Genomic DNA, 24738 nt, shown 5'->3' with positions numbered 1-24738 from the left:
CGCGCGGTGATCAGCGAGATCCGGGGATCAGCCGTGCCAGGCGGCGGTAGGAATCGAGCAAGGCGTCCTCGTCGTGGCCGCTGGTGGTGATCAGCAACTCGTCCGCATCCACGTCATCCACAATGGACTGCAGCTGGTCACCGACCTGCTCCTCGGTGCCGAACACGTGCCCCTGCATCGCCCGCTCGAACTGCGCCCGCTCCTTGCCGCTCGGCTGCCGGGCGAGGACCTCGGCCGCGGACTCCAGGGGCGGGAAGACTCCGTGCACCCGTGAATACGCGGTCGACCAGGCCTCCGGCACGAGGATGCGGCGAGCTCGCTCAGCGGTCTCGGCGACCGCGACGGACCGGGACAGCACCACATACGGCCGCTCCGACCACGACGACGGGCGGAACCGCTCCCGATAGTCGTCGACCGAGCGTCGCAGCGCGTCGTCTCCGCGCACGGCGGCGATCACCAGTGGCAGTCCCGCCTCGGCGGCGTACCCGGCACCCGCCCCGGTGGCCAGCACGAACACCGGGATCCGAAGTCCCTGCGACGGCATCGCACGCACCGCGGAGCCGGGCTCGCCCGCGAAGTAGCCGAGTAGCTCGGCCAACTGCTCGCCGAAGCGCTCCGCCGACTCCCGGCCATGCCCGAGCGCCCGCCGCACCTCCGAGGTGAACCCGAGCGACCTCCCCAGCCCCAGGTCGATCCGTCCCGGATGCAGCGACTCGAGCACGCCGAACTGCTCGGCCACCACCAGCGGTCGGTGGTTGGGCAGCATCACGCCGCCCGTGCCGACCCGGATGCGCGAGGTCGCCGCCGCCACCGCCGCCGCCAGGACCGCCGGAGCCGACCCCGCCACCCCGGGAACCGCGTGGTGTTCGGCCACCCAGAACCGGTGGTAGCCGAGCTCCTCCACCTCGGTCGCGAACCGGATGGTGCGCGTCAACGACTCCGCGGGTTTCCGCCCGCGCCGGACGAGCGAGCGATCCAGGACGGAAAAGCGCAGCGGTGCGGTCACACCGATCCCAACGCCACCGGGCCGCGACCGGATTCCCGCCGCCCGCCGAGACCTCGATCCCGCACGGACGCCCCCGGCGCTGCCGAACAGATGAGTGAAACTACCCCGAATGGAGCAGCAACCCGGATGCGGATACTCTCTGCTTTCAATCAACACGTTTCGTGTTCACAACTGGAGGATTTTCCGTGCCGACCTTGGCTCCGCCGACGCTCACCTATCACTTGACCTGCGATGACACGCACGGCTGGGCGGCCGTGTACCGAACCGGCGGGACCGGCCTGGAGTTCTTGGGCTTCCAGCGCCTCGACGAGGCGACTTTGCGGATGGTGCGGACGAACCCGGACACCAGCCGCGACGAGGACGGCATGCTCCGGTGCACCCTCACGGTCTGATCACCCGGCGCCCGGCCTGACCGGGCACTCGCGGCGGAGTTGACGTCGCCGGTCCACCGAACCTGCTGCACAGTCGGACGCAGAGACCGGTGGCGTGACGCGGGGGGCGAGATGAACAAGGCCCAGGCCGACCCGGTGGTGGTCGGCATCGACGGATCCGGGACCGCCCGGCGAGCCCTCCGGTGGGCTGCTCGTGAAGCAGCTCGCAGGCACGTGGGACTGCGAATCGTCTACGGCGACGTGTTCGCCGCGCCCCTGCTGCCCGGAATCCGCGGCCGGCGAACGACTCCCCCACAGCCCGGCCCGGTCCGCGCCGATGTGGAGACATTGCTGGCGGAGGCCGCCGAAGCCGCCCGGCGAGAAAGCCCGGAGATCACCGTGGAGGCCGTGTCGCTGCCCGGATCCCCGGCGTCGGTCCTGATCAACGAATCGAGCCGAGCGGGTCTGGTGGTGGTCGGCGACCGAGGGCTCGGCGGCTTCACCGGGTTGCTCGCGGGCTCGGTCGCCGTGGCCGTCGCCGCGCACGGCCACAGCTCGACGGCGGTGGTGCGCGCGCGAAACGGGCACGAGCAGAGCTCGACGCACGGCCCGGTGGTCGTGGGGCTCGACGGATCACGGCAGGCCGAGCAGCTCCTCCCGCACGGGTTCGACGCGGCGGCCGACTACGACGCGCCGCTGCACGTCGTGCACACCTGGAACCTCGTGGGCGTGGACGTGCGGCGGATGCGCGTCGGATTGGCGGCCAATGAGATCCAAGCGGGCGAGGAACGGCTGATGTCCGAACTGCTGGGCGGCTGGAGCGAGCGGTATCCCGACGTGGCCGTGCGCCATTTCGTCTCTCGCGGGTCGGCCGCGGCGGAGCTGCTCGGCCATGCCGAGCAGGCTCGGCTCATCATCGTGGGCGCGCGAGGTCGCGGCGGGTTCACCGGGATGCTGCTCGGATCGACCAGTCAGGCCCTGATCCACCACGCGCCGTGCCCGATTCTTGTGGTGCGCACGGCGAATCCGCGGTAACGACCACGAGTTCGGCTCGGATCGCGGGGGCATCGGTGGCCGAGTTGTGGATCAGGCCCTCGGCAACCTGATCCACGCGGAACTCCCGAATGCCCGCTTCGTGTTCAACAGAACCGCCATGGCGACCCCGGAGGACATCCGCCGCCGGTTCCCGCAGGTCGACGCCCCCGGCCTCATGCGGCCGACGAGCCACGATCAGCCGCATCCCGTTCGGCACCCCCGAATCGGGATGACCGCCGCAGGGAGACCACGATCGACGGCCCCACCGAACATCGACCGGTGGCGCGCGAATCACCGCTACCCGGCCGCCAGGTCTTCGGTTCCCAGTTCCTCGACCGCGAGCGCCGCGCCGAGTGCGAGGTGGTCCTGCCAGCGAGCCGCGGTCAGCTGGAGCCCGATCAGCATGCCCGAATCGGGGTGGCGGCCGCAGGGAACGCTGACCGACGGTCCGCCGTACATCGACCAGACGTAGGTGAATCTGGCGATGCTCCTGGTGGAATCCGCGAGGTCCACCGCGGCACGCCGCGGCACGTCGACCGGGATCGTCGGGGTCGCGATGACGTCGACCTCGGTGAACACCTCGTCCACCCGGCGCTGGAACTCGCCGCGCCACTGCCGGGATCGGCCGGCGAGTTCCGCCGGAATCTCTTGCCCTAGCCGGATTCTGCGCAGCACGTCGGGGTCGATGGTGTCCGGCCGGAGCCGCACGCGTTGCTCGTGCACGGCGGCCGCCTCCGGGTACATCACCTCGAGCATCCGATCCTGCGCGATCTCCACGTCCGGGATCTTCACCCGCCGCTGCTCACCGCAGACCTCGCGCAGCGCGCCGGGCACCGGTTCGAGCACGGTCGCCACCCCCGGATCGACGTCGTCGAAGAAGGCGTTCGCGGGCACACCGATGCGCAGGCCGGCGGCTCCCCCGAGCGCGGACTCCACCGGAATCCGGTCGGCGTCCACCGACGTCGGATCGGCCGGGTCCCACCAGTCCAGCGCGGCGAGGACCGCGGCCGCCGTGCGCACGTCCACCGCCATCGGTGACACGGCGTCGAAGGACGGGCTCACCGGGAACACGCCCGCGTTCGAGACCCGGCCCAGGGTCGGCCGGACGCCGACGATCCCGTTGACCGCGGCGGGAATCCGTCCTGAGCCTCCGGTGTCGGTTCCCAGCGAGGCCGCGCACATTCCGCTCGCCACGGCCACCGCGGAACCACTGCTGGAACCACCCGAGATCCGCGTGTCGTCCCGGGCGTTGCGGCAGTCGCCGAAGGCGTCGTTGCGGCCGGTGACGCCCATCGCGAACTCGGCCATGTTGTTCTTCGCCAGGACGACCGCACCGGCCTCCCGCAACAGCCGGGTCGCGGTGGCGTCGGCGGTCGCGCGCTCACCGCCGTGATGCGCCGAGCCCGCGGTGCTGACCACCCCGGCGACGTCGATGTTGTCCTTGATGGTGACCGGGAGCCCGTGCAACGCCCCCTGCGGTCCGGTCGCCGCGTCCAGCCGGTCCGCCTGCCGCAGCGCCTGCTCGTCGAGCACGGTGATCAGCGCGTGCAGGGCGGAATCCAAGGTGTCGACGGTTTCAAGCCGTGCCTCGACGAGGTCCCGGATCGACGTCACAGAGCTCTCCTCACCGCGCGGCAGGCAATTGTCAGACTTTTACCTTCGCTGACGTCGACCGCACAAGGCAAGCTCATCCCGAGGCCGGAACCGACCGCGCGATCCGCGGCCGACCCGTTTTTCCCGTCGATCACTCCGGGTGACACCCGGAGTACCGATCCGCGCTCACCCTCGGGCGTCGTCCAGGTGCGCGCGGGCGACCTGCTCCAGGTGTTCCAGGTCCGAGGACACGCTGGCGAAGGTGAACCCCTCCGCCAGCCGACGGGCCGCCGTCGCCCCGTCAGGAGTGTGGATGCCGACGGCGATCCCGGCGGCGTCGGCCGCGGCCCGGACCCTGGCCAGCGCGGCGTCGAACTCGGCGGCGACGGCCGGATCACCCGGATACGACGCCCCCACCGCGAGCGCCATGTCCGCCGGGCCGATGTACACCCCGTCCAGGCCGGGCGTCGCGCTGATCGACTCGACGTTCGCCAATCCCTGCGGCGTCTCGATCATCGCCAGCACCACGACGCTCGCGTCGGCCTCCGCGGGCACCGGCCCGATGCGCAGGCTCGATCGCATCGGGCCGTACGAACGCACGCCGTTCGGCGGGTAGCGGGTGGCCGCGACCACGGCGGCCGCCTGTTCCGCGTCGTCCACCAGCGGAACGATGATGCCGCGCGCACCCGCGTCGAGCGCGCGACAGATCGCGGCCCGGTCATGCGAGGCGACCCGCACGATACCGGTGGCACCGGCCGCGGCGTCGATCGCGATGAGCCCGTTGAGAATGCCCTGATAACCGAGCAGGCCGTGCTGCCCGTCCAAGCACACGTAGTCGTAGCCCGCCCTCGCGAGCCGCTCGGTCGAGGCCGGGGCGTCGAGCATCACCCAGTAGCCGAGCGCGGGCTCCCCGGCACGGATCTTGCGCACGAAATCGGCGGTCATGCGGCTCCTGTTCGTCGGCGTTCCCGCATTGGCCGGTCGATTGAAGCACCCGTCGAGGTGCTCGGTACTGCTCCGATCTGGTCCTGTACCACCGATTTCCACCGGAAGGAGTATCAAAGTCCACTATGGACATAGTGTGGCCGCAGGTCGCGCTCAGCTCACAGCAATGCCAGCAGCGCGCCCAGCGCCGGATTGTCGTTGGCGCTCCGCCACGCCAAGTGCAGTTCCACCGGCTCCGGATCCGGCAACGTCACCGGGCGCAACACCACGCCGTCGAACCGCAGCAGCGTCGCCGTCGACGGCACCAGGGCGATGCCGAGCCCGGCGCGCACCAGCGCGAGGACCGTGTGCACCTGGCTGACGTGCTGGGTGTAGTGCGGTGAGACGTGGGCTTCGCGGAACACGCTCACCAGCAACTCGTGGAAGTAGCGCGCCTCCGTCGGCGAGTACATGACGACCTCGGCCGCGTCGAAATCGGCCGGGCTCAACGGCTCCTCCACCGCCGCCAGCGGGTGGCCGACCGGCAGCGCGGCCAGCAGCGGCTCCGCCAGCAGCCGGCTCGACTCCAGTTCCGGACGGGTGATCGGCGGCCGCACCAGCCCCAGGTCCAGCGCGCCGGAGGAGAGCATGTCCAGCTGCTCCCGAGTCACCAGCTCACGCAGCACCACGTCCACGTGCGGCAACCGGTCCCGCGCGGTCTCCAGCACGCCGCCGAGCATCCCGTACGCCGAGGTCGCCGTGAACCCGACGCGCACCACCCCGGCTTCACCGCCGGGCACCCGCCGCACCGCCAGCGTCGCGTTCTCCGCCTCGTGCAACAACCTGCGGGCATCGCGCAGGAACGCCTGCCCCGCCGGGGTGAGCCGCACCGCGCGGCCGCTGCGGTCGAACAGCCGCACCTGAAGATCTCGTTCCAGCAGCTGGATCTGACGGCTCAACGGTGGTTGAGTCATGCGCAGCCGCGCGGCCGCCCGGCCGTAGTGCAGTTCCTCGGCGACCGCGACGAATCCGGCGAGCTGGTTGAGCGTGAACATGCGTCGCCTCCCGCTGCTCGATGCGTTTCCCGCATCGGTCGATGCTCGATTGGAGTTGGACACGCATCGATCGATGATCCTAACGTCCCGACTGGCGAGTTGTGCGCGCCACCGGTCACCGAGGCGCGCTGAACCGCCGTCAAGGCCGGCCGGACCAAGGAGGATTCACCGCATGACCACAGGCACCACCGCCACCGACCTGACCGGGCGGATGCTGATCGCGGGCACCCCGGTTTTCGGCGACGGCGAGCAGATCCGCGCGATCGACCCCGGCACCGGCGCCGAGCTGGAACCGGCCTACGGGTACGGCGGACAGGCCGAAGTCGAACGCGCGTGCGCGGCGGCAGAAACGGCCTTCGAGATCTACCGGGCCACCACGTTCGAGCAGCGCGCGGTGTTCCTGGAGACCATCGCCGACAACATCGAGGCGATCGGCGAGACCCTTTCCGCCCGTGCGCACGCCGAAAGCGGCCTGCCGCTGGCCCGCACCACCGGTGAACGTGGCCGCACCACCGGGCAGCTGCGCTTGTTCGCGCAGGTCGTCCGCGAGGGCAGCTTCACCGGCGCCCGGATCGACCCGGCGCAGCCGGACCGCGCGCCCGCACCGCGCGCCGACATCCGCCAGCGCAAGATCCCGCTGGGTCCGGTCGCCGTGTTCGGAGCCAGCAACTTCCCGCTCGCCTTCTCCGTCGCGGGCGGCGACACCGCCTCGGCGCTGGCCGCCGGATGCCCCGTCGTCGTCAAGGCGCACGACGCGCACCCCGGCACCTGCGAGCTCGTGGCGCGCGCGATCAGCGACGCCGCAGCGTCCTGCGGACTCCCGGCGGGCACGTTCTCGCTGCTGTTCGGCAGTGGCCCCGGTCTGGGCACCGCGCTGGTCACGGATCCGCGGATTCAGGCCGTCGGATTCACCGGCTCGCGCGGCGCCGGGCTGGCACTGACCGCCGCGGCCCAGAGCCGTCCGCAACCGATCCCGGTCTACGCGGAGATGAGCAGCGTGAACCCGGTGTTCCTGCTGCCGGGCGCGCTCGCCTCGCGGGCCGCGGAGCTCGGCGGGGCGTTCGTCGGTTCGCTGACCATGGGTTCCGGCCAGTTCTGCACCAACCCCGGCCTGGTCGTCGCCGTGGACGGCCCCGAGCTCACGACCTTCCTCGACAGTGCCTCCGAAGCGGTCACCGCGTCCGCACCGACCCCGATGCTCACCCCCGGCATCGCCCGCTCCTACGCGGCCGGGGTCCAGGCGCTGGAGGACAAGGGCGAGGTGACCGTGCTGGCGCGCGGCCAGGAATCCGACGCTCCGCAGTCCTGCCGGGCCGCGCTGCTGGTCACCGACGCCGACGCGTTCCTCAACGGCGACGGGCTGGACGGGGAGGTGTTCGGTTCGTCCTCGCTGGTGATCCGCTGCCGCGACACCGACCAGCTCCGCCTGGTCGCCGCCGGGCTCGAAGGTCAGCTCACGGCGACCGTGCACGCCACCGCCGAGGACACCGGCGAGGCCGGCGCGCTGCTGCCGACGCTGGAGCGCAAGGCCGGGCGGATCCTGTTCAACGGCTGGCCCACGGGCGTCGAAGTGGGCCACGCCATGGTGCACGGCGGCCCGTTCCCGTCCACATCGGATTCCCGCACGACCTCGGTGGGGACCTTGGCCATCGACCGGTTCGTACGGCCCGTGGCGTACCAGGACGTGCCCGCCGAGCTCCTGCCCGGAGTCCTCGCCGACGGCAACCCGGAGAAGATCTGGCGCCGAGTCGACGGCGAGCTCGGCAAGCACTGACCCACCGGCCGAACTCACCGGCCCGCTCGGTCCCGTCCATCCGGACGGGGCCGAGCTCGTCATGCGCACCGCTCGCCCGTCGCCGAACGACCGCTGCGCGGCACCACGTCGACCGCGAACGATCGGCGGCTCGTCCGACCTGGTCAGGGCCGGATGGCCATCGGCTCCGCGATCAGGATTCGCGGTCTTCGGTCGCCTTCTGCTTCGCGCGGGCGTTCTCCTTGCGGACCTCCGCCTGGGTGGCGCGTTCCTGTTCGAGCCAGTCCGGGGCCTCGGCCTTCAGCGCCTCGATCTGCTCGGTGGTGAGCGGGTCGGTGATCCCGCCGCGGGCGAGACCGCCGATGGAGACGCCCAGCCTCGCCGCGACCACCTGGCGCGGATGGGGTCCGTTGCGGCGCAGCTCCTTGAGCCATTCGGGCGGATCGGTCTGCAGGGCGTTGAGCTCGTCGCGCGAGACGACACCCTCCTGGAACTCCGCGGGGGTGGCTTCGAGGTACACGTTCAGTTTCTTCGCCGCGGTCGCGGGCTTCATCGTCTGGGAGGTCTTTTGCGACGTCATGGGCTCCAGGGTATCGACCGGGCGTGCGGTACCTGCGGTGACGCCCGGTAGCCTGGCCTGGTGGCAGGCTCGGTCGGATCATCGTCGTTCGCACTCGCGTTCGTGCCAGGAGTGACGCCCGGCAAATGGGTGCGGATCTGGAACGAACGGTTGCCGGAAGTGCCGCTGAACCTCGTGGACACCTCCGCCGCCGACGCGGCAGGCCTGGTGCGCGACGGCGAGGTCGACGCGGTGCTGTTGCGGCTTCCCACCGATCGCACCGGGCTGCACGCGATTCCGCTCTACACCGAGACGACCGTGGTCGTCGTTGCGAAAGACCACGTGGTGACCGCCGCCGACGAGGTCACGCCCGAGGACCTCGCCGACGAGGTCGTGCTGCACCCGCTGGACGACACGCTCGACTGGGAACGGCCGCCGGGCCGCCCCGCCATCGAACGGCCCGCCACCACCGGCGACGCGATCGAACTGGTGGCGGCGGGAGTCGGGCTGCTCGTGGTCCCGCAGTCGCTGGCCCGGCTGCACCACCGCAAGGACCTCACTTATCGGCCGCTGACGGACGTACCGCAGTCCCGGGTCGCGCTGTCCTGGCCGGAGGAGGAGACCACCGACCTGATGGAGGAGTTCATCGGGGTGGTGCGCGGGCGCACGGTCAACAGCACTCGCGGCCGACGGCAGGAACCGGCCCCGGCGAAACGTTCCGGCGGCGACGGGAAGAAGTCCCCCGCCCGCAAACCCGCGAGTGGTAAGGCCCGCCCGGGCTCCGGTGCCCCCAAGGGCGGGAAGCGCGGAAAGCCGGGAAAGCCCCGTCGGCGGCCGTAGCGCTTCTGCCCGAAATCGCGTACGTGGTCCCCACGCCTCCGGGCTGAGCCGGCTGTCTCGGGTCAGGACGTTGCTGACGCTTGAGCAGGTCGGATCGCGGCGATGATGAGCGCGCTGGCTGCGAGTGGCGGCACCGCCCACAGAGCGGCCGTGAGGTAGCCGTTCTGGGCGGGGAGCATGCTTCCGTCCGGGCTCAGCGGGCGGCGGAGCACGGGCATGTAGTTGGTGGTTGGTGACTGCTGCCTTCGCGCCATGGCTGAGCGGATGAGCGAAGCTCGTCCTCGTCGGTGTGCCCCAGGCAGAGACGGCCGGCGTGCTCTCGATCAACCAGATCATCCGCAGCACCGGTAGCGCGCTCGCCGGACTCCTGCTCGCCGCAGCAACCCTGCGGGACGGCGCCGACTCGTCGTGCCCAACCAGACCGACCCGCCCACGTCGCGGTCGGGTAGGGGATCTCGCGGACCTGTGTGCCCAAGCCGGTCGACCGCTACCGGCGGCTACGGTGATGTCGGGCGGGTCGTCCAGCGGCGGCTCAGCTCGCCGCCCGCGCAACCGGGTTCACATACCTTGCCACCGACATCACGAACGGCACGTTCGCCGCAACGGAGGAAACGAGGTTGGTCATGTCCGACCCCACCGGGACGACCGCGATCGGCCGATACGGTGCGGCGCTGCTCAGGAACCGGGCGTTGATGCGCGCGCCGATCTGGCTTTATCGCGCACGCCTCGGATTCCTGTTCGGTTCGCGGTTGCTCATGCTGGAGCACCTCGGCCGCAAATCCGGTGCCGTGCGCCGCGTCGTGCTGGAGGTCATCGGCCATCCCGCACCGGACGTTTACGTCATCGCGTCCGGGTTCGGCTCGCAGGCCCAGTGGTACCGCAACCTGATGGCGAACCCGCAGGTCCGCGTCTCGGTCGCCGGTCACCACTCCTCCCCCGCCACCGCCCGGCGGCTGCCGACGGGCGAGGCCGACGCCGCGCTCACGGCCTACGCGCGCAAGCACCCTCGGGCATGGGCGAAGTTCAAGAACGTCCTGGAGAACACGCTCGGCACGGCGATCAGCGAGCAGGACACCGCACTACCGGTACTCGAACTCCGCCTCGACACGACGAGCCCGACGCCGCGCTGACCCGTTCCGGGTGGAGCCACGGCTCGTCCGTTGACCGCCGCGGGGTCGCCCTGGGATCAACGGCACGGCCGCGGTCGAACCACACCCCGGCTCTTCAGGAACTCCGCGGGTCCGCGAGGACCACTGCGGTGAGCTTCTCGCTGGAACCGTCGATCATGTTCCGCAGAGCTTCGCCGGGCTCGTCGGACCCACCGGGGGCGGGCCGCAACACGTACCCGTCCGGCGACAAGCTCCGGAGCGAATCCGCGATCAGCGCTCGCGCCTGGCAGAACCTCTGCTTGTCCTCGCCCTGCTGGAGGTGGGTGACCGCCTCGTCGAACTTCTCCCGGCCCGCCCGGTGTCCGGCGGTGGCGAGGATGCGCTGGGCGTGTCGGATCTCGTCCGCCATCAACGGCCGGAGCCGACTTTGGGATCGCGCCGACATGGTTCGGGTTTCGAGCCTGCGGGCTTCATCCAGGTAGCGATCCATGAGCAGGTGGAACTCGGCTCCTGGTGGCGGCGGGTTCGGATCGAAGTCGCGCAGCACGCTGTTCAGCCACCCGACCATCAGCCGCCCTGCCTGCCCCAGCTCTTCCCAGCAGGATCGCCGGATGCCATCGGCCAGGAAATGAGCCCGGTGGGTCGCGGTGCGGGAGCTCGTCATCCTCGGTTGAGCGTCGTGCAGGCACCCGTAGTCATCCTCGAGTTCCTGCGCCCGCGTCTCCGCGGCGTCCGCCAACACCGCGAGGTGCACGTAGACGTGGAAGGCCGCCAGGGCGCGAAAAACGTCCCACTCGTTCGCCCGGTTCCCGCCGGGTGGCCGCCACGGCACCACGACAGCAGGCTGCTGGGCCGGGTCCGTCCCGTCCGGCGTCGGGTTCAGGTCCCGCTTCAGCAACGAGTGCGCGTGCCGGAACTCGTAGAGCTTCTGGTGCAGGGACTCGTGGAGCAGGTATTCCGCCACGACCCACGGGTTCCGAATCGCCTCGTTCCCGAGGAAGACGGCACCACCGATCCGGAACAGCGAATTGGAGCGAACGCCGCTCCACCGACCGGCCGATGAGATCACAGCGACCACGTGCGCATGACTCAGCACTCCGGCGGAGATCTTCGGAAGCAGCACCGCGAGCAGTTCGGCACCTCGCCGCAACATGTCCAGGTCGGCGGATTCCGGAGCGCGCAGCGGCATCCCGGAGTGTTCCCGAACGGCCTCGCGGAAGGCGCTCTCGGCGGGACCGTCTGAGTCGGACTCCCGCCACACCCAGCCGTGCCGCCCATCGGATCCCAACCTGCCGTTCGAGGAACCTCCTTCACCCAGAAGGCCGTGGCGGCGAGCTTCCGCGAGGTGCGCGACCGCCTGCCGGAGGACTCGCTCCTGCTCATCCGGGAGATCACTGCGGTCCGGCTGCGCCGCCGGCTCCCCCATCCTCATGATGACCGACCGCAGCGCCGGATCACCGATCACCTCGTGCCGGGCGTCCGGCTCGGCCTCCTGCAGAGCGTCAAGAAGTGACGCGGCGGCTGGGTACCTCGTCCCGAGCCTGTCCAACCTGAGCTTCTGGTTCGACTCGAACTGATCGCGTATGTGGGCACTGTCGCCGAAGGGCTTGGACGTCGAAAGCCGATGGTCCAACTCGGCCGTCGTCTGCTTCCGTTCCACCTGCTGATCCTTCCGTTCCGTGCCGCGGCGGCCGAGCCCCGGCGCGGTGAGTGGACGTACCGCGAATCGAGCGAGCCGGCCGCTACTGGGCCAGCCCCGCCTCTTGGAGGGAGGCGATGAGCAAGGTGACGTCCTCGTCCGCTCGTTCCCGCGTCACCCGATATCGGCTCGTGAGCAGGTCTACGGCGTCCTGTTGCGTCGCTCCGTCGAGCATCAACCGCAGGACCTGGGCACCCGACCCGTTCAACTGCCAGTACTGGCCCGAGATTTCGTCGAGCAACGCGACACCGTCGTCAGCGTCCGCGGTGGTGACGTGGTTTCGAAGTTCCAGAGACATGTGGATCAGCCCTTCGGCACTGGTCGTTCCGGCGATCCGCGCGGCGGATCGTCGTGATTTCCTCGGGAAAGCCGTTGCGCCGTCTGCACGTTCCGCAGCCGTCCCGCACCCGGCGGTACCGTGATCAAGGGGTGCACGCCCAGGGTGGTCGCCGGTTCGTCGACCGGGTGGCCGTCGACTTCGACCCAAGCGTGGGCGAGAAAGGGATTGGTGCGCACACCGCTCTGCCACGTCGGCCACGTTCCCCTGGTCCGGCACAGCAGTGCGGTCGCGATCGAACGCGGTACGCACCCATCTCCCGCGCACCGGATGCTCGCGGCCACGACCAGCTTTCGAGCCCGTTCGGCTTCCGCACGCCCGGCAGGACGAGCGTTTCTCGCGCAAAGCCGGAGGACCTGGCGAATCCGCCGTGGCCGCATCCGGCCGATCAGGTGAGCGACCGCGATGATCGGCTTCACCCGCAGACCCTGGTACCACGGCAGGGGATCGCGGGATGCCAACGAGACCGGTGTGCTCATGGGCGCTTCTCCGATCCTCGAACGGGGACGAGTTCGGGAGGACCTTGCCTCCCGACGTGCGAACGCACCCAGCACTCCAGGAGCAACGTGGATTCCAGGGCGACGAGGGACAGGCGAGGCGGATACAGGCCGAAGCAAGCGCTGCGAAACAGGTCCGCGTCGATCAACCCCAGTTCGGCCAGGACGGGACGATCCAGCAGCGAGCCGAGTTCGTCCCGACGAGCCAGCAGACCTTGCCGCAAATCGGTGCTGTACTCGCCTTTGGTGCTGCGGCCGAGCAAGCCGTCCGGGACCGTTCCGCCCATCGCGCCGACGAGCAGCGGCTTGTACTTGGCGGGGTCGGTACGTTCGTGCAGCCGTACCGCCAACGCCGCTTCGATGACTTTGTCGTCGTAGAAGGGGAAACTGGTCGGTACCCCCTGCGATGCGGTGAGTTCGCACAAATGCCGGTCCAGCCGGGCTCCGCCTCGGATGGACCCCAGCACGCTGTGCTGCCCCCGGTCCGGGGCCAGCGGCGGAGCGTTGACGGCCTCACGTCGCATCAGGCGCGACACGGTGTCGACAGCGGCGGGCGTGGCCCACGGGGGTAGTTGTGCCGGTGCTTGCCAGCCGATCTGCGCGCTCTTCGAGAACAGCGGTTTCGGGGACAGGTCGGCCGCCGAGTCCGACAGCCAGCGACCGAAGCTCCGGTTGTCCGCCAACGCGCCCAGCGTGGACATCCATCCCCACCGGTTCTGCGCGAGATTTCCCCGCACGTGTCGCAGCCCCGCGATGGGGAAGCGGCGAATGGTCGTGTGCATGTAGGAAGGGCGTGCCTGCAGGATCTGGTCGCCGCCTTCTCCCGACATGTGCACACGCGACCCTTCGGCCCTGAACCATCCGGCCGCCTTCTGGTACTCGCCGCGCACACGCCCGCTCAGCACCGGTTCGTCCATGCCTTCGCCGGCGTGCAGGAGGTCCGCGTGAAATCCGGGCAAGTCGTCCGGATGAGCGAACAGGTGATCTTCGCAATCGAGCTGGGCCGCTGCTTGTTTCGCCCAGCTTTCGTCGTCGTTCGCCGTGTCGGCGCTCAGGCGGGTGAAGGTCACCAACTTCGCCGGGCCTTGATCGGCGAGGAAGCACACCGATGTCGAATCCATGCCGCCGGACAGATCCGCGCTCACCACTCCGCCGCCCTGAGTTCGGACGGCGACGGCATCCTTGAGCGCTTCAGCCAGCCGGGGCGCACCCTCTTCCAGCGTCAGCACAGGTTCGGGAGGAATCCACCGCCGCCTCAGCCGGGGCCGGCCGACTCCGTCCATCTCGAGGCAGCAGTCCTCGGGCACGCTCCGGATGCCGCTCCACACGGAGCGATCGGCCACCGGGTAAGGAACTGCGGGCGCCATCAAATTCGCCGCCAGCACCTCCTCGTCCACCGTTGCGTCCGAGAGTTCGGCCAGCACGTCGGAATGGGAGCACCCCACGGCCACTCCGCCGAAATCCGCGTAGAAGATCCTGCGGAATCCGGAAACGGAACCTTGCACTCGACTCTGGCCCGAGATCGATACCATGAGGTGATAACTGCCCGGGACTTCACTGCTGAAACGGTCCGCATCGTTCACATTCCGAAGATTCGCGGACATGTCTTCGAGAACGTGCGCGCTGATGGACGCCTCACCGAGCAGCGCCGTCGCACATCGGGCGTCCGCGAAGCAGGTCATTTGATTCTGCGCCCACCGCCCGAGCACCCACGGCCGCCCGGAGGGGTGGTGGAGCGCTTGGAGTCGCTCCACACCGAGGATGCCGGCTACCGCCAGAGCGGCATCCGTATCCGGAAGGATCAGATACCAGCTCTGACGGCAACCTGCGATGGTGGACTTGCTCACCAATTGCTGCAATTGCTGTGCTGGGCCGGGGCTTCGAAGAAGTTGAAACCACAGCCGGTCGTCAGCTCGGAGTAATCGCCGATGTTCGACAGCATGGGCGGCTCGTAGGCCATCCGCTGATCGTTCACACCGATACTCGTTTCCATTTCTTTGCTGGGATCCATTGGATTATCTCACCAAACCTCTCATTGAGCGGTGCCGATGCACTTGCCGGCCAACTCAGTTTGGCGATGCGATTCTCCTCGCCGCAAGAGCACATCCGAGTGAACAAGTTCAACTCGGCATCTCGAGGCCATTTGAAGAAATCAAGTCAACAACTATGATCCGCTGAAATTTTTCAATTCACGAACTGCGCCCGTTCACTATTTAGCCGTAAGGCTTTCGACGTATTCTCGTGCATTCGGGACATCCGAAAGTCGGTCCCGTCGCGTTCGGGTCCGGCACGATCGCCGTACCGCACGTGCCCGGCACCGGGTTCTGAATGCGGATGGAACGGTCGGTCAGGGCTTGCGGCCGATTCCGCCGTACATCGCGATGTCCGCCTCGTCCAGCGCCAGGTGCTCGTCGTCGTCCGGGCGCCACTTGTGCATCTGGACGAGGCCCGGGGCGACCAACTCCAGGCCGTCGAAGAACCGCTCCGAATCGGCCTTGCTCCGAAATCGCAGGGTCTCGCCGTGTTCGTGGTAGGTGTCGGCGACCTTGGCCAGCAGCTCCGGAGCGAAGTCGTCGGTCGCGACCGTCGCCGCCACGTAGCTTCCCGACGGCATGGCGTCGATGATCCGGCGCACCACCGCCAGCGCCTCCTCGTCGTCCTCGATGAAGTGCACTATCCCGATGAGCATCAGGCCGACCGGACGATCCAGGTCGAGCGTCTCGAGCACCTCCGGGGCGGACAGCAGCGCCTCGGGATCGCGCATGTCCGACTGGGGGTAGGCGGTGCGCCCGCGCTCCGCGCTGGTCATCAGCGCACGGGCGTGCGCCAGCACGATGGGGTCGTTGTCGGTGTAGACGACCCTCGTTTCGGGCGCCGCCTCCTGCACGATCTCGTGCAGGTTGGGCGAGGTGGGGATGCCGGTGCCGATGTCGAGGAACTGGCGGACGCCGCACTCCTGCGCAAGGAAACGGCCTGCTCGGTGCATGAACGTCCGGTTCGCCCGCATGTGCACGCCCAGCGCCGGCCAGACTTGCAGGCCGGCCTCGCCCGCGGCCCGATCGACGGCGTAGTTGTCCTTGCCGCCGAGGATGTAGTCGTAGATCCGCGCACCGTGCGCGCGATCCGTGCGCAGGTCCGCATCCGGGCGCGAGTTCCCGTCCGTCATCGTGCTCCCACCTTCGTCCGACTCACTCAGGTGCCCCCGACAGGCACTGCCCGCGGCTCCCGGGAGGCCGCGCTTCCAGGACGCGGGCTCACCGTGGCGCTCCGGGCACGGTCAGCTTCCCACGATCACCCGTGCGCGATCACTACCGGGCGGCGCCCGGTCGAGGTCCGACCGGTCGAGGTCCGCGCTACCGGACCAGCGGATTCGGATGCGCGACGCGAACCGGACATCGTTCTGCTCGGGCGGCCACCGCCACCGACGTCGACCACGATCCCGCCGCCGTGGCGGAGTTCTCGGCAGACCAACAGGGTCGAGCGCTCAGGCCGGTCCGCCCTCGGGCAGGAGGGTGAAGTCGGTTCGTCCGGAGCGGACGCCGTTGACCTGCAGTTCGATTCCGTGCGGTCCGGGGTGGTAGCGCCGCGTCGTGAGCACGCGGAAGGGGTGCGCGCGGGTCAGCTCCACCGTTTCACCGGGAGCCAGGGTCCTGGTGGTCAGCTTGAAGGTCTTCGCCGTCTGGCTCCCGTCGGCCTTGCGGTGGTGCACGAGGTAGTCGATCGCCAATCGCGCCGGTTCGGGCTCCGGGTTGTGCACCGCCGCCGTGAACGTCAGGACCTCGCCGATCGACACCGTCGTCGCGGCCAGGTCCGGCCCGGTCACGTCGACGCGGGCAGGCGCGAAACCCAGCAGCCGCAACGCTTCCGGATGCCCGCGCTTCACCAGGGTCCGCAGACCGTGCCGCACCACGCGATCGGTGTTGGCATCGGGGGCGGCGAGCCACTTCGCGGCGGTCACCACAGCGAGGCCGGGGTCCACCCGGCTCAGGTCGTTGAGGTGGTTGGCGACCGAACGCCGCACGTACTCGCTGTCGTCCCGGTACAGATCCGCCAGGATCGGCAGCGTCGACGAAGGATCGGCGAGGACCGCCGGAATCCGCACCGCCCACGGCAGATACGGGCGGGTTCCCTCCGAGGCCAGCCGCCGCACGTGCTCGTCGTCCGAGGCCGTCCAACCGGAGATCGTCCCCAGTGCTCGGCCGAGGTCGTGGTTGAGCAAGGAACGCAGCGCGAACTCCGAGCTGAGCCGGTCGGTCAGTTCGGCCAGCAGCGCCAACACGTCCTGGAACGCCGCCGCACCGCCGTCCTCGATCGCCTTGGCCGCGACCGCGCTGGTCACCGGCCAGATCAGCCAACCCGTGAACGTCGGCGCGCGGTCTCGCGCGGTGCGCACGGTGCTCGCGAATTCCTCGTAGCCGTCGGGCAGATCCGCCAGCAGCGCGTCCCGGAGGAGATCGCTGCGCTCCCGCAACGCCAGCGGCGGCAGCGCCGAACCCGCCGCGCGCACCGCGGACAGCGGCGCGGACGGCAGGACCACTCGCAGCGCCGAGGTGAGCTCTCGGACGGTGTGCGCGCCGATCAGTTCGTCGGCGAAGGGCATGGGGCGACCTCCCGGTCCGGGTGGGAATGCGAGTCGCCTCGACGTCACGGCCGTCCTTCCGCGACTCCGAGCAAGTCGCTCGCGCCGTGCACGTCGAAGTTCCGGCGACGGTACCGCCGCCCTCCGACAACGCCCGGAAATCCGACGTCGTCCCGGACTTGCTCAGGGCTCTCCCCTAGGCCGGAACCAGCGCGTTGGCGGCGAGCGGAACGCACTCGCACGTCACCGGCAGCTCCTGAAAGCGCTCGCCGTCGGCGTACCCTGTGACGCCCGGTGTGGACAGGCGGACCCGGCTCGCCCGGTACGTCGTCACCTGCGCGTGCTCGACGTGCGTCCCGGGGTAGATCGTGGGCAGCAGGCGCACGATCTGGTCCCGCCGGGCTGATCCGATGACGGTGACGTCGAACAGGCCGTCATCGGGCACCGCGTCCGGGCAGATCCGCATCCCTCCGCCGTAGGTCTGGCCGTTGCCGACCGCGACCAGGATCGCCTGCGTCGGGACCGTTCGGCCGTCCAGTTCGAGGACGTAGTCCAGCGGGCGCAGCGCCGCCAGCTCGACGAGCACCGCGAGGTTGTAGCGCAGCTTGCCGCGCGGCCACTTCAGCCGGTTCGTCCGCTCGGTCACCAGGGCGTCGAACCCACCGGCGAACGCCGTGCCGAACCAGCGGTCGCCCACCCGGCCGAGGTCGATCGGGCGCACTGCCCCGTCGCGCACGACGCGAGCTGCGGCGACCGGATCGTGTCGCGGAATCCCGAGCATCCTGGCGTGATCGTTGCCCGTTCCCGCCGGGATGACGCCGAACGGGGTGTCCGTTCCGGCGACCGCTTGCAGCGCGACGTTGACGATCCCGTCGCCGCCGCAGGCCACCAGCGCGCCGGTTCCCGCCGCGACGGCCCGATGCGCGAGCGCCAGCGAATCCGCTTCGTCGCGGCCGATCAGGACGGTTGTCGACACCCCGGACCCGCGCAGGTACCGCACGGCGCGCACCGCGGCCGCCGCGGTGCGCCCCTGCCCCGCCTTCGGGTTGACCAGCAGCGAAAACTCGGTGATCACGGGATCAGCTTGCCGGGGTTGAGCACTCCCGACGGGTCCACAGTGGACTTGACGGCGCGCAGCACCGCCACGCCGAGCTCGCCGATCTCATCGGTCAGCCACTCGCGGTGATCCAGGCCCACGGCGTGGTGGTGGGTGATGGTGGCGCCGGAACGGCTGATGGCGTCGCCCGCCGCCCGCTTCGCCTCATGCCACTGCGCCACCGGATCCTCGCCGCGCCCGCAGGCCACCGTGAAGTACAGCGACGCGCCCGTCGGGTACACGTGCGAGATGTGGCACATGACCAGCGGCGCAGTGCCCTGCGCCTGCAGCGACTCGGTGAGCGAGTCCCGCACCGCGTTGCGGGTCTCCTCCAGCCGGGACCAGGTGCTCGCGGTCTCCAACGTCTCCACCAGCGCGTTGACGTCCAGCAGCGCGTCGCGCAGGTACGGGCCGTGGTAGCGGCCGTGGTCCCACTTCTCCGCCGGACCAGCGCCCAGCGAGGCCCCGCCCGCCTCGGCCAGCAGCTCCCGCGTCCGCTCGCGCACCGCGATCCGGCCGCCTTCGTAGCGCGTGATCAGCAGGCAGCCGCCGGACTGCTCCCCGCCGCCGACGTCGCGGGCGGTGGCGAGGTTGATCATCGTCTCCGCTTCGTCGGAGAGCCGGGCGACGGTGGGCAGCGCGCCGTCCTGCGCCAGCAGGCGCAGCGCCTTCGTGCCCGTGGCGAAGTCCGGGAACGACCACGCTTCGGCCTCCACCTCCCGCGGCTTCGGATGCACCCGCACGGTCACCTCGGTGATGATCCCGAGCGCACCCTCCGAACCGAGGAAGAGCTGCCGCAGGTCCGGTCCGGCCGCCGACGCGGGCGCCCGGCCCAGGTCGAGCTCACCGCTCGGGGTCGCCACCCGCAGCCGCACCACCATGCCGTCGAACCGGCCGTACCCGGCCGAGGCCTGCCCCGACGAACGGGTCGCCGCGAAGCCACCGATGCTGGCGTGCTCGAAGCTCTGCGGGAAATGCCCCAGGGTGAAACCGCGCCCGGCCAGCAGTTCCTCGGCCTCCGGGCCGCGCAGCCCGGCCTGCAAGGTCGCGGTCTGCGACTCGGCGTCCACTTCGAGCAGCCCGTCCAGCCGCCGCAGGTCCAGCGCGACGACCGAGCCGAAACCGCCGCGCTCCGGCTCGACACCGCCGACGACGCTGGTCCCACCCCAAAGGGGACCACCGCCACCCGGTGCTCGGCGCAGCGCGCCAGCAGCTCGCACACCTGCTCGTGCGAACCGGGCAGCACCACGGCGTCGGGCGCGGATTCCGCGTCGCCCGCCCGCCGGCGCAGCAGGTCCGGGGTGCTCTTGCCGCCCGCGTGCAGCAGCCGGGAGTCGTCGTCGGTGCGGACTCCGTCGTCGCCGACGATCCCGGCCAGCGCGGACCGGACCTCGTCCGCCAGCCGCGACTCCCCGACGCGCACTTCGGACCGGTCCACCGAAGGCGTGTCGCGGCGCACCACACCGAGTCCCTGTTCGAGCAGGGCGCGCACCTCTTCGGGCACGGGGCTCGCGGCCTCGGCGGTGCCCCAGGCGTTCCACTCCTGCTCCTGGGTGCGGTGATCAAGCTCAGTCATACGTTACAGTTTTACACATGACGTCACGTCGTAACGACGATGCGATCCTCGACGCGGCGAAGCAGTGCGTGCTCGCGGTCGGCATGCGTCGCACCACGCTCGCGGAGATCGCCCGCCGAGCCGGGGTGAGCCGCCCGACGGTCTACCGGCGGTGGCCGGACGTGCGAACCCTGTCCGCGGATCTGCTCACCCGCGAACTCGTCTCGCTGCTGCCCGCCGACACCGGCGACGGGTCGCGCGAGCACGGCATCAACGGGATCGTGCGCACCGCCTCGGCCGCGCGGGAACACCCGCTGTTCGTCAAGATCCTCGAAACCGATCCGGAACTGCTGATCACCTACGTGTTCGACCGGCTCGGCGCCAGCCAGCACCGCATCCTCGAACTGCTCACCTCCTCGATCCGCAGCGGGCAGGCCGACGGGACGATCCGCTCCGGCGACCCGGACGAGCTCGCCGCGATGGTCCTGCTGCTGGTGCAGTCAGCGGTCATGTCCGCCCGCATCGTGTCCGAAGCGCTGCCCCGGAACGCCTCGACGCGCAACTGCGCACCGTGCTCGACGCCTACCTCCGCCCCCAGGAGTGACTCCGATGACCTCGCTGAACGCCGCCCGGCGCACCAGGGACCTGACCGAACTGGCCGCTGGCGGTCAAGTCGACGTGCTCGTCGTCGGAGGCGGCGTGACCGGCGCGGGCGTCGCGCTGGACGCCGCGTCGCGCGGGCTGAGCGTGGTGCTGGCCGAGAAGCACGATCTGGCCTTCGGCACCAGCCGGTGGAGTTCGAAGCTGGTGCACGGCGGACTGCGCTACCTGGCCTCCGGCAACGTCGGGATCGCCTACGAGAGCGCCGTCGAACGCCGCATCCTGATGGAACGCACCGCCCCGCACCTGATCCGCCCGCTCCCCCAGCTCGTGCCGCTGGTCTCGGGCGTCGGGGCGAAGCAGGCGGCGCTGGTGGCCGCCGGATTCCTCGCCGGTGACCTGTTGCGCCGCGGCTCCGGGACGTCCGGGTCCGTGCTGCCCGCGCCGCGCCGGGTGTCCCGCGTCGAGACGCGGCGGATGGTGCCCTCGGTCCGGCAGGACCGGCTGCGCGGTGGGCTGCTGTCCTGGGAGGGCCGGCTCGTCGACGACGCGCGGCTGGTCGTCGGGATCGCGCGGACGGCCGCGGCGCACGGGGCGCGGATCTTGACGCGCTGCGCGGCCGAGCAGGTCACCGGCGACGGCGCCGTACTGCGGGATCGGCTCACCGGTGAGGCGATCGACGTACGCGCCCGGAAGGTGATCAACGCGGCCGGGGTGTGGGCCGGGGAGGTGGCGCCCGGACTGCGGTTGCGGCCGAGCCGGGGCACCCACCTGGTCGTGTCCGACGCGGTGTTCGGCGGGCTGGACGCGGGGCTCACGGTGCCGGTTCCCGGCACCACCAACCGGTTCGTGTTCGCGCTGCCCGCCGGGCACGGCAGGGTCTACATCGGACTCACCGACGAGGAGCAGGACGGTCCGATCCCGGAGGTGCCGAAGGCTTCGGCCGACGAGGTCTCCTTCCTGCTCAACACCGTCAACTCCGTGCTGGCGCGGCCGATCCGCGAGGACGACGTGCTCGGCACGTACTCCGGACTGCGCCCGCTGCTGGACGCCGGCGACGGGCAGAGCTCCGACCTGTCCCGCGAACACGCGGTACTCACCGGGGACAACGGCGTGATCAGCGTCGTGGGCGGGAAGCTGACGACCTACCGCAAGATGGCGCAGGACGCCGTGGACGCCACCGCGCTGACCGATCGGCCGTGCCGCACGCGGAAGCTGCCGCTGCTCGGCGCGGCGAAGGCCGCACATCTGTCCACTGTGGATGCACCGCATCGCTTGATCTCCCGCTACGGAACGGAAGCGGCGACCGTCATCGCCGAGGCCGACGACCCGCGGCTGCTCGAACCGATCGACGGGCTCGACATCACCCCGGCCGAGCTGCGCTTCGCCGTCCGGCACGAAGGCGCCCTCGACGTGTCCGACCTGCTCGACCGCCGCACCCGCCTCGGCCTGGTCGCAGCGGACCGCGACCGCGCCACCGATGCCGCCGAGGAGGCCCTGCGAGCGGGCTGAGACCTCCCGCCGCGAAGCCCCGAGCGCCATCACGGGGTTTCGGTTGCACGGTTTCCGATCGTTAAGCTGCCCGCAAGCGATCACACGGGCAGGAGTGCGGACATGCGGGAAGCGGTCGGCGATCGGCGGAACAGGATCTTGGCCGCCGTGCAGGCTCGCGGAGCGGTGCGGGTCACCGACCTCGCCGCCGAGCTGGAGGTCTCGGTGGTGACGGTGCGCCGGGACGTGGAGGAACTGGGCCAGGAAGGCAAGCTCCGGCGCGGGCACGGCGTCGCCCGCTCCCTGGTGCCGCCGGAGCAGGCCGTTCCCGCCGCACCGAGCACCGGCCAGGCCGTGGCGCTGGTGGTCCCCGAGCGGCACGCCTACCTCAACGAGGTCGTGCACGGCGCGCGGAACTCCTTGGAAGCGGCCGGAATCCGCGTTGTGCTGCACCTCGCGCCGCACGCGTCCGGAGCGGAGCGCCCGATCGTCGACCGGGTGCGGGCGGCCGAGGTCGGCGGCCTGCTCATCGCACCCCGGTGGCGCAGCGCCGTCGCCGAGGAGGCGGACTACCGGTGGCTGGCCGAGGTCGACCTGCCGATGGTGCTCGCGGAGCGGCGACCCCGGCGCGGCGGACCGCTGCACGCGGTCGATTCGGTGTGCAGCGACCACTGGCACGGCGTGCGGCTGGCGGTGGAGCACCTGGTGTCGCTGGGACATCGGCGGATCGTGCTCGCCGCCCGAGCCGACAGCCCGACGGCGCGAGCGTTGCGCGCCGCGTTCACCGAGATCGCGGCCGCGAACCCGGCAGTCGAGGACTGGTCGGTGCTGCTCAGCGCGCAGGACTCCGACGCGGACGGGGAGTTCGGCGACGGGACCGACTTCGCCGACCCGGGGTGGCTCGCCGCGGTGCTGCGCGAACGCCGCGCCACGGCCGCACTGCTGCACGGCGATGTGGATGCGCTGATGCTGACCCAGCAGCTCGCCGAGGCGGGGACGCGCGTGCCCGAGGACTGCTCGGTGGTGGCTTACGACGACGTGGTGGCCGCGCTCGGCGCGACCCCGTTGACCGCCATCGCGCCGCCGAAGGCGGAAGTGGGCCGGGTGGCGGCGGAATTGTTGCGGGAGCGGTTGACCACCGAGGCGACCGGCTCCACCTGGAGTCCGCGGCTGATCGAAGTGCAGCCCCGGCTCGTCGTGCGCGGCTCCACTCGCGAATTGATCGTTTGACCGCTTTTTTCTTTCTATTGACCGATATTCGTTCATAAGGCCAGAATCTCCAAGGTCTCGTCACGGACCTTGGAGGCACCGATGCCCGGCCTACCGAGTCGTCGACACGTACTGGCCGCAGGGCTGGCCGTCCCGATCTCCGGAGCACTCGCAGCGTGCGGTGGTGCTCGGGCACCGGGCGGCCGAACCCGGATCACGTTCTGGTCGGCACTGCGCGGCAGTGAACAGGTCGTGGCCGCGTTCAACCGGTCGCAGCGCCGCATCGAGGTCGTCTTCGAGCAGATCCCGACCGGCAGCCAAGGCGGGTACGCCAAGCTCAGCAACGCCGCCCGCGCCGGTAACGCGCCCGACGTCGCCACCATCGAATACCCGCAGCTGCCCGGATTCGCCATCGACGGCGTGGCACGCGACCTCACCGCGCTCATCGGCGATCGGCTCCGGCGCCGGCTGCTGCCGCAAGCGTTGCGGCGGACCACTTTCGACGACCGCGTGTTCGCCGTTCCGCTGGACATCGAACCGATGGTCATGCACTACCGGCGGGACCTGTTCGAGCAACACGGCTTCCCCGTTCCGCGCACCTGGGCGGAATTCGCCGAGCTGGGACGCACCGTGCGCGATCGGCTGCCGGAACGCCGCATCACGCTGTTCCCGACCGACGGTGGCAGCCAATTCGCCGCGCACGCCTGCCAGATCGGCGCCCGCTGGTTCGACATCCGGGACGGCCGGTGGCAGGTGTCGCTGACCGACGCCCCGACCCGACGGCTCGCCGATTACTGGCAGCGGCTCATCAACGAGGACGTGGTGTTCACCGGAGCGGCCGACAGCCAGCAGTACAACGCACTGATCGGCGACGGCCTGGTGCTCACCCGGCACAGCGGTGCGTGGGACGCCGGAGCCCAGATCAAGAAGCAGCCCGGCCAGGCCGGTGCGTGGGGCGTCGCGCCGATGCCCCGGTGGGATCCGGATCAGCCGGACCTCGGCGACCACGGCGGCTCCACCTTCGCGATCACCGCGGGCAGCGAGCGGCCCGAGGCCGCCATGGAGTTCATCGAGTGGCAGGTCTCGCACCCCGACGCGCTGCGCGCACGGCTGTCCGCCGGAACCAGCGTGCAGTACCCGGCGGTGCCGGACCTGATCGACGTGGGCAGACGGGCGCTGGACGCGAGCTACTACGCCGGGCAGGACGTCTACGGGCTGTTCGACCAGGAGGCCGCGCGGATCCGCGGCGACTGGGTGTGGGGACCCCGGATGAGCTCGACCCTGCAGGTGATGCAGGACCACTTCGCCCGCGCCGCCGCCGGGCGCGGCTCGCTGGTCGACGCGGTCCGCGCCGCGCAGGACGGCACCATTCCCGACCTCGAAGCACTGGGCCTGGCCATCAGCGAGCACGCCGGCTGACCGGACCGCCC

The 24738-nt window shown here is 70.5% G+C and carries 24 protein-coding genes and 1 pseudogene; 11 read left to right on the top strand and 14 right to left on the bottom strand.

Annotation, left to right across the window (positions count from 1 at the left end; all coding sequences use genetic code 11):
- Nucleotides 1-10 precede the first annotated feature (10 nt).
- On the bottom strand, nucleotides 11-1006 hold the full coding sequence (locus tag H2Q94_RS14085) for an MsnO8 family LLM class oxidoreductase (protein WP_243795277.1): 996 nt from the start codon (nucleotides 1004-1006) through the stop codon (nucleotides 11-13).
- Nucleotides 1007-1191: 185 nt separating this feature from the next.
- Between H2Q94_RS14085 and H2Q94_RS14080 the strand changes: the two genes are divergently transcribed.
- The gene (locus tag H2Q94_RS14080) at nucleotides 1192-1398 is read left to right on the top strand and encodes a hypothetical protein (protein ID WP_243795275.1); all 207 of its coding nucleotides are present in this window, start codon (nucleotides 1192-1194) and stop codon (nucleotides 1396-1398) included.
- A 111-nt stretch (nucleotides 1399-1509) separates the two neighbouring features.
- Nucleotides 1510-2412, top strand: a complete 903-nt coding sequence (locus H2Q94_RS14075; RefSeq protein WP_243795274.1) for a universal stress protein — start codon at nucleotides 1510-1512, stop codon at nucleotides 2410-2412.
- 297 nt (nucleotides 2413-2709) lie between these two features.
- Here the strand turns inward: H2Q94_RS14075 and H2Q94_RS14070 are convergent, their stop codons facing one another.
- The 3 genes from H2Q94_RS14070 to H2Q94_RS14060 all read right to left on the bottom strand — a co-directional run bounded on the left by H2Q94_RS14070 (nucleotide 2710) and on the right by H2Q94_RS14060 (nucleotide 5984).
- A complete protein-coding gene (locus H2Q94_RS14070; RefSeq protein WP_243795272.1) occupies nucleotides 2710-4026 on the bottom strand; it encodes an amidase in 1317 nt (438 codons plus the stop codon).
- 165 nt (nucleotides 4027-4191) lie between these two features.
- A complete protein-coding gene (locus H2Q94_RS14065) occupies nucleotides 4192-4950 on the bottom strand; it encodes an HpcH/HpaI aldolase family protein (protein WP_243795269.1) in 759 nt (252 codons plus the stop codon).
- A 158-nt stretch (nucleotides 4951-5108) separates the two neighbouring features.
- Nucleotides 5109-5984, bottom strand: coding sequence for a LysR substrate-binding domain-containing protein (locus tag H2Q94_RS14060; RefSeq protein ID WP_243795267.1), 876 nt, complete (start codon nucleotides 5982-5984; stop codon nucleotides 5109-5111).
- A 172-nt stretch (nucleotides 5985-6156) separates the two neighbouring features.
- Here H2Q94_RS14060 and H2Q94_RS14055 point away from each other — a divergent pair, with 172 nt between their 5' ends.
- Nucleotides 6157-7758 carry an aldehyde dehydrogenase (NADP(+)) gene (locus H2Q94_RS14055; protein ID WP_243795265.1) on the top strand — a complete coding sequence of 534 codons (1602 nt, stop codon included), beginning with the start codon at nucleotides 6157-6159 and terminating at the stop codon, nucleotides 7756-7758.
- Between the two features lie 172 nt (nucleotides 7759-7930).
- Here H2Q94_RS14055 and H2Q94_RS14050 read toward each other — a convergent pair whose 3' ends face one another.
- Nucleotides 7931-8317 carry a DUF5997 family protein gene (locus H2Q94_RS14050; RefSeq protein ID WP_243795263.1) on the bottom strand — a complete coding sequence of 129 codons (387 nt, stop codon included), beginning with the start codon at nucleotides 8315-8317 and terminating at the stop codon, nucleotides 7931-7933.
- A gap of 60 nt (nucleotides 8318-8377) precedes the next feature.
- Between H2Q94_RS14050 and H2Q94_RS14045 the strand changes: the two genes are divergently transcribed.
- Both H2Q94_RS14045 and H2Q94_RS14040 read left to right on the top strand, forming a co-directional pair.
- Complete coding sequence (locus tag H2Q94_RS14045; protein ID WP_243795260.1) at nucleotides 8378-9136, top strand: LysR family transcriptional regulator substrate-binding protein; 759 nt, start codon at nucleotides 8378-8380, stop codon at nucleotides 9134-9136.
- 623 nt (nucleotides 9137-9759) lie between these two features.
- Nucleotides 9760-10266: a nitroreductase family deazaflavin-dependent oxidoreductase gene (locus H2Q94_RS14040; protein ID WP_243795259.1), complete on the top strand. Its 507-nt coding sequence runs from the start codon at nucleotides 9760-9762 to the stop codon at nucleotides 10264-10266.
- A 94-nt stretch (nucleotides 10267-10360) separates the two neighbouring features.
- Here H2Q94_RS14040 and H2Q94_RS14035 read toward each other — a convergent pair whose 3' ends face one another.
- Entirely contained in the window at nucleotides 10361-11434 is a 1074-nt protein-coding gene (locus H2Q94_RS14035; RefSeq protein ID WP_243795258.1) for a hypothetical protein, read from the bottom strand.
- Nucleotides 11435-11569: 135 nt separating this feature from the next.
- Here H2Q94_RS14035 and H2Q94_RS14030 point away from each other — a divergent pair, with 135 nt between their 5' ends.
- Complete coding sequence (locus tag H2Q94_RS14030) at nucleotides 11570-11758, top strand: hypothetical protein (RefSeq protein WP_243795257.1); 189 nt, start codon at nucleotides 11570-11572, stop codon at nucleotides 11756-11758.
- A gap of 229 nt (nucleotides 11759-11987) precedes the next feature.
- Here H2Q94_RS14030 and H2Q94_RS14025 read toward each other — a convergent pair whose 3' ends face one another.
- The 8 genes from H2Q94_RS14025 to H2Q94_RS13990 form a co-directional block, all read right to left on the bottom strand.
- Entirely contained in the window at nucleotides 11988-12242 is a 255-nt protein-coding gene (locus H2Q94_RS14025) for a lasso peptide biosynthesis PqqD family chaperone (RefSeq protein ID WP_243795256.1), read from the bottom strand.
- A 5-nt stretch (nucleotides 12243-12247) separates the two neighbouring features.
- Nucleotides 12248-12760, bottom strand: a complete 513-nt coding sequence (locus H2Q94_RS14020) for a lasso peptide biosynthesis B2 protein (RefSeq protein ID WP_258718699.1) — start codon at nucleotides 12758-12760, stop codon at nucleotides 12248-12250.
- Entirely contained in the window at nucleotides 12757-14283 is a 1527-nt protein-coding gene (locus H2Q94_RS14015; protein WP_243795255.1) for an asparagine synthase-related protein, read from the bottom strand. Before H2Q94_RS14015 ends, H2Q94_RS14020 begins: the two co-directional genes overlap by 4 nt.
- A 338-nt stretch (nucleotides 14284-14621) precedes the next feature.
- A complete protein-coding gene (locus H2Q94_RS14010; protein ID WP_243795254.1) occupies nucleotides 14622-14789 on the bottom strand; it encodes a lasso RiPP family leader peptide-containing protein in 168 nt (55 codons plus the stop codon).
- Between the two features lie 336 nt (nucleotides 14790-15125).
- Entirely contained in the window at nucleotides 15126-15944 is an 819-nt protein-coding gene (locus tag H2Q94_RS14005; protein WP_243795251.1) for an SAM-dependent methyltransferase, read from the bottom strand.
- Nucleotides 15945-16262: 318 nt separating this feature from the next.
- A complete protein-coding gene (locus H2Q94_RS14000; protein ID WP_243795248.1) occupies nucleotides 16263-17378 on the bottom strand; it encodes a DNA alkylation repair protein in 1116 nt (371 codons plus the stop codon).
- Between the two features lie 175 nt (nucleotides 17379-17553).
- Nucleotides 17554-18432, bottom strand: coding sequence for a diacylglycerol kinase (locus H2Q94_RS13995; protein ID WP_243795246.1), 879 nt, complete (start codon nucleotides 18430-18432; stop codon nucleotides 17554-17556).
- Nucleotides 18429-19673, bottom strand: coding sequence for an FAD-binding oxidoreductase (locus H2Q94_RS13990; RefSeq protein WP_309501163.1), 1245 nt, complete (start codon nucleotides 19671-19673; stop codon nucleotides 18429-18431). Before H2Q94_RS13990 ends, H2Q94_RS13995 begins: the two co-directional genes overlap by 4 nt.
- On the opposite strand from H2Q94_RS13990, the gene H2Q94_RS30675 reads away from it, so the two are divergent.
- From H2Q94_RS30675 to H2Q94_RS13970, 5 genes and pseudogenes are all read left to right on the top strand, one after another.
- Nucleotides 19643-20050 (top strand): hypothetical protein, encoded by a 408-nt coding sequence (locus H2Q94_RS30675; protein ID WP_309501162.1) that lies wholly within the window; start codon nucleotides 19643-19645, stop codon nucleotides 20048-20050. The two genes, H2Q94_RS13990 and H2Q94_RS30675, sit on opposite strands and share 31 nt — an antisense overlap.
- Nucleotides 20047-20136 (top strand): annotated as a pseudogene (locus H2Q94_RS30965) (TetR/AcrR family transcriptional regulator); the annotation flags it as partial. The gene H2Q94_RS30675 and the pseudogene H2Q94_RS30965, both read left to right, overlap by 4 nt.
- 481 nt (nucleotides 20137-20617) lie before the next feature.
- A complete protein-coding gene (locus H2Q94_RS13980) occupies nucleotides 20618-22120 on the top strand; it encodes a glycerol-3-phosphate dehydrogenase/oxidase (RefSeq protein WP_243795239.1) in 1503 nt (500 codons plus the stop codon).
- Nucleotides 22121-22222: 102 nt separating this feature from the next.
- Entirely contained in the window at nucleotides 22223-23329 is a 1107-nt protein-coding gene (locus H2Q94_RS13975) for a substrate-binding domain-containing protein (protein WP_243795235.1), read from the top strand.
- A gap of 81 nt (nucleotides 23330-23410) precedes the next feature.
- Nucleotides 23411-24727: an ABC transporter substrate-binding protein gene (locus H2Q94_RS13970; RefSeq protein ID WP_243795233.1), complete on the top strand. Its 1317-nt coding sequence runs from the start codon at nucleotides 23411-23413 to the stop codon at nucleotides 24725-24727.
- Nucleotides 24728-24738: the final 11 nt, after the last annotated feature.

The sequence above is a fragment of the Saccharopolyspora gloriosae genome, assembly GCF_022828475.1.
Lineage (GTDB): Bacteria > Actinomycetota > Actinomycetes > Mycobacteriales > Pseudonocardiaceae > Saccharopolyspora_C > Saccharopolyspora_C gloriosae_A.
This window is presented reverse-complemented; position numbering and strand designations above follow the sequence as displayed.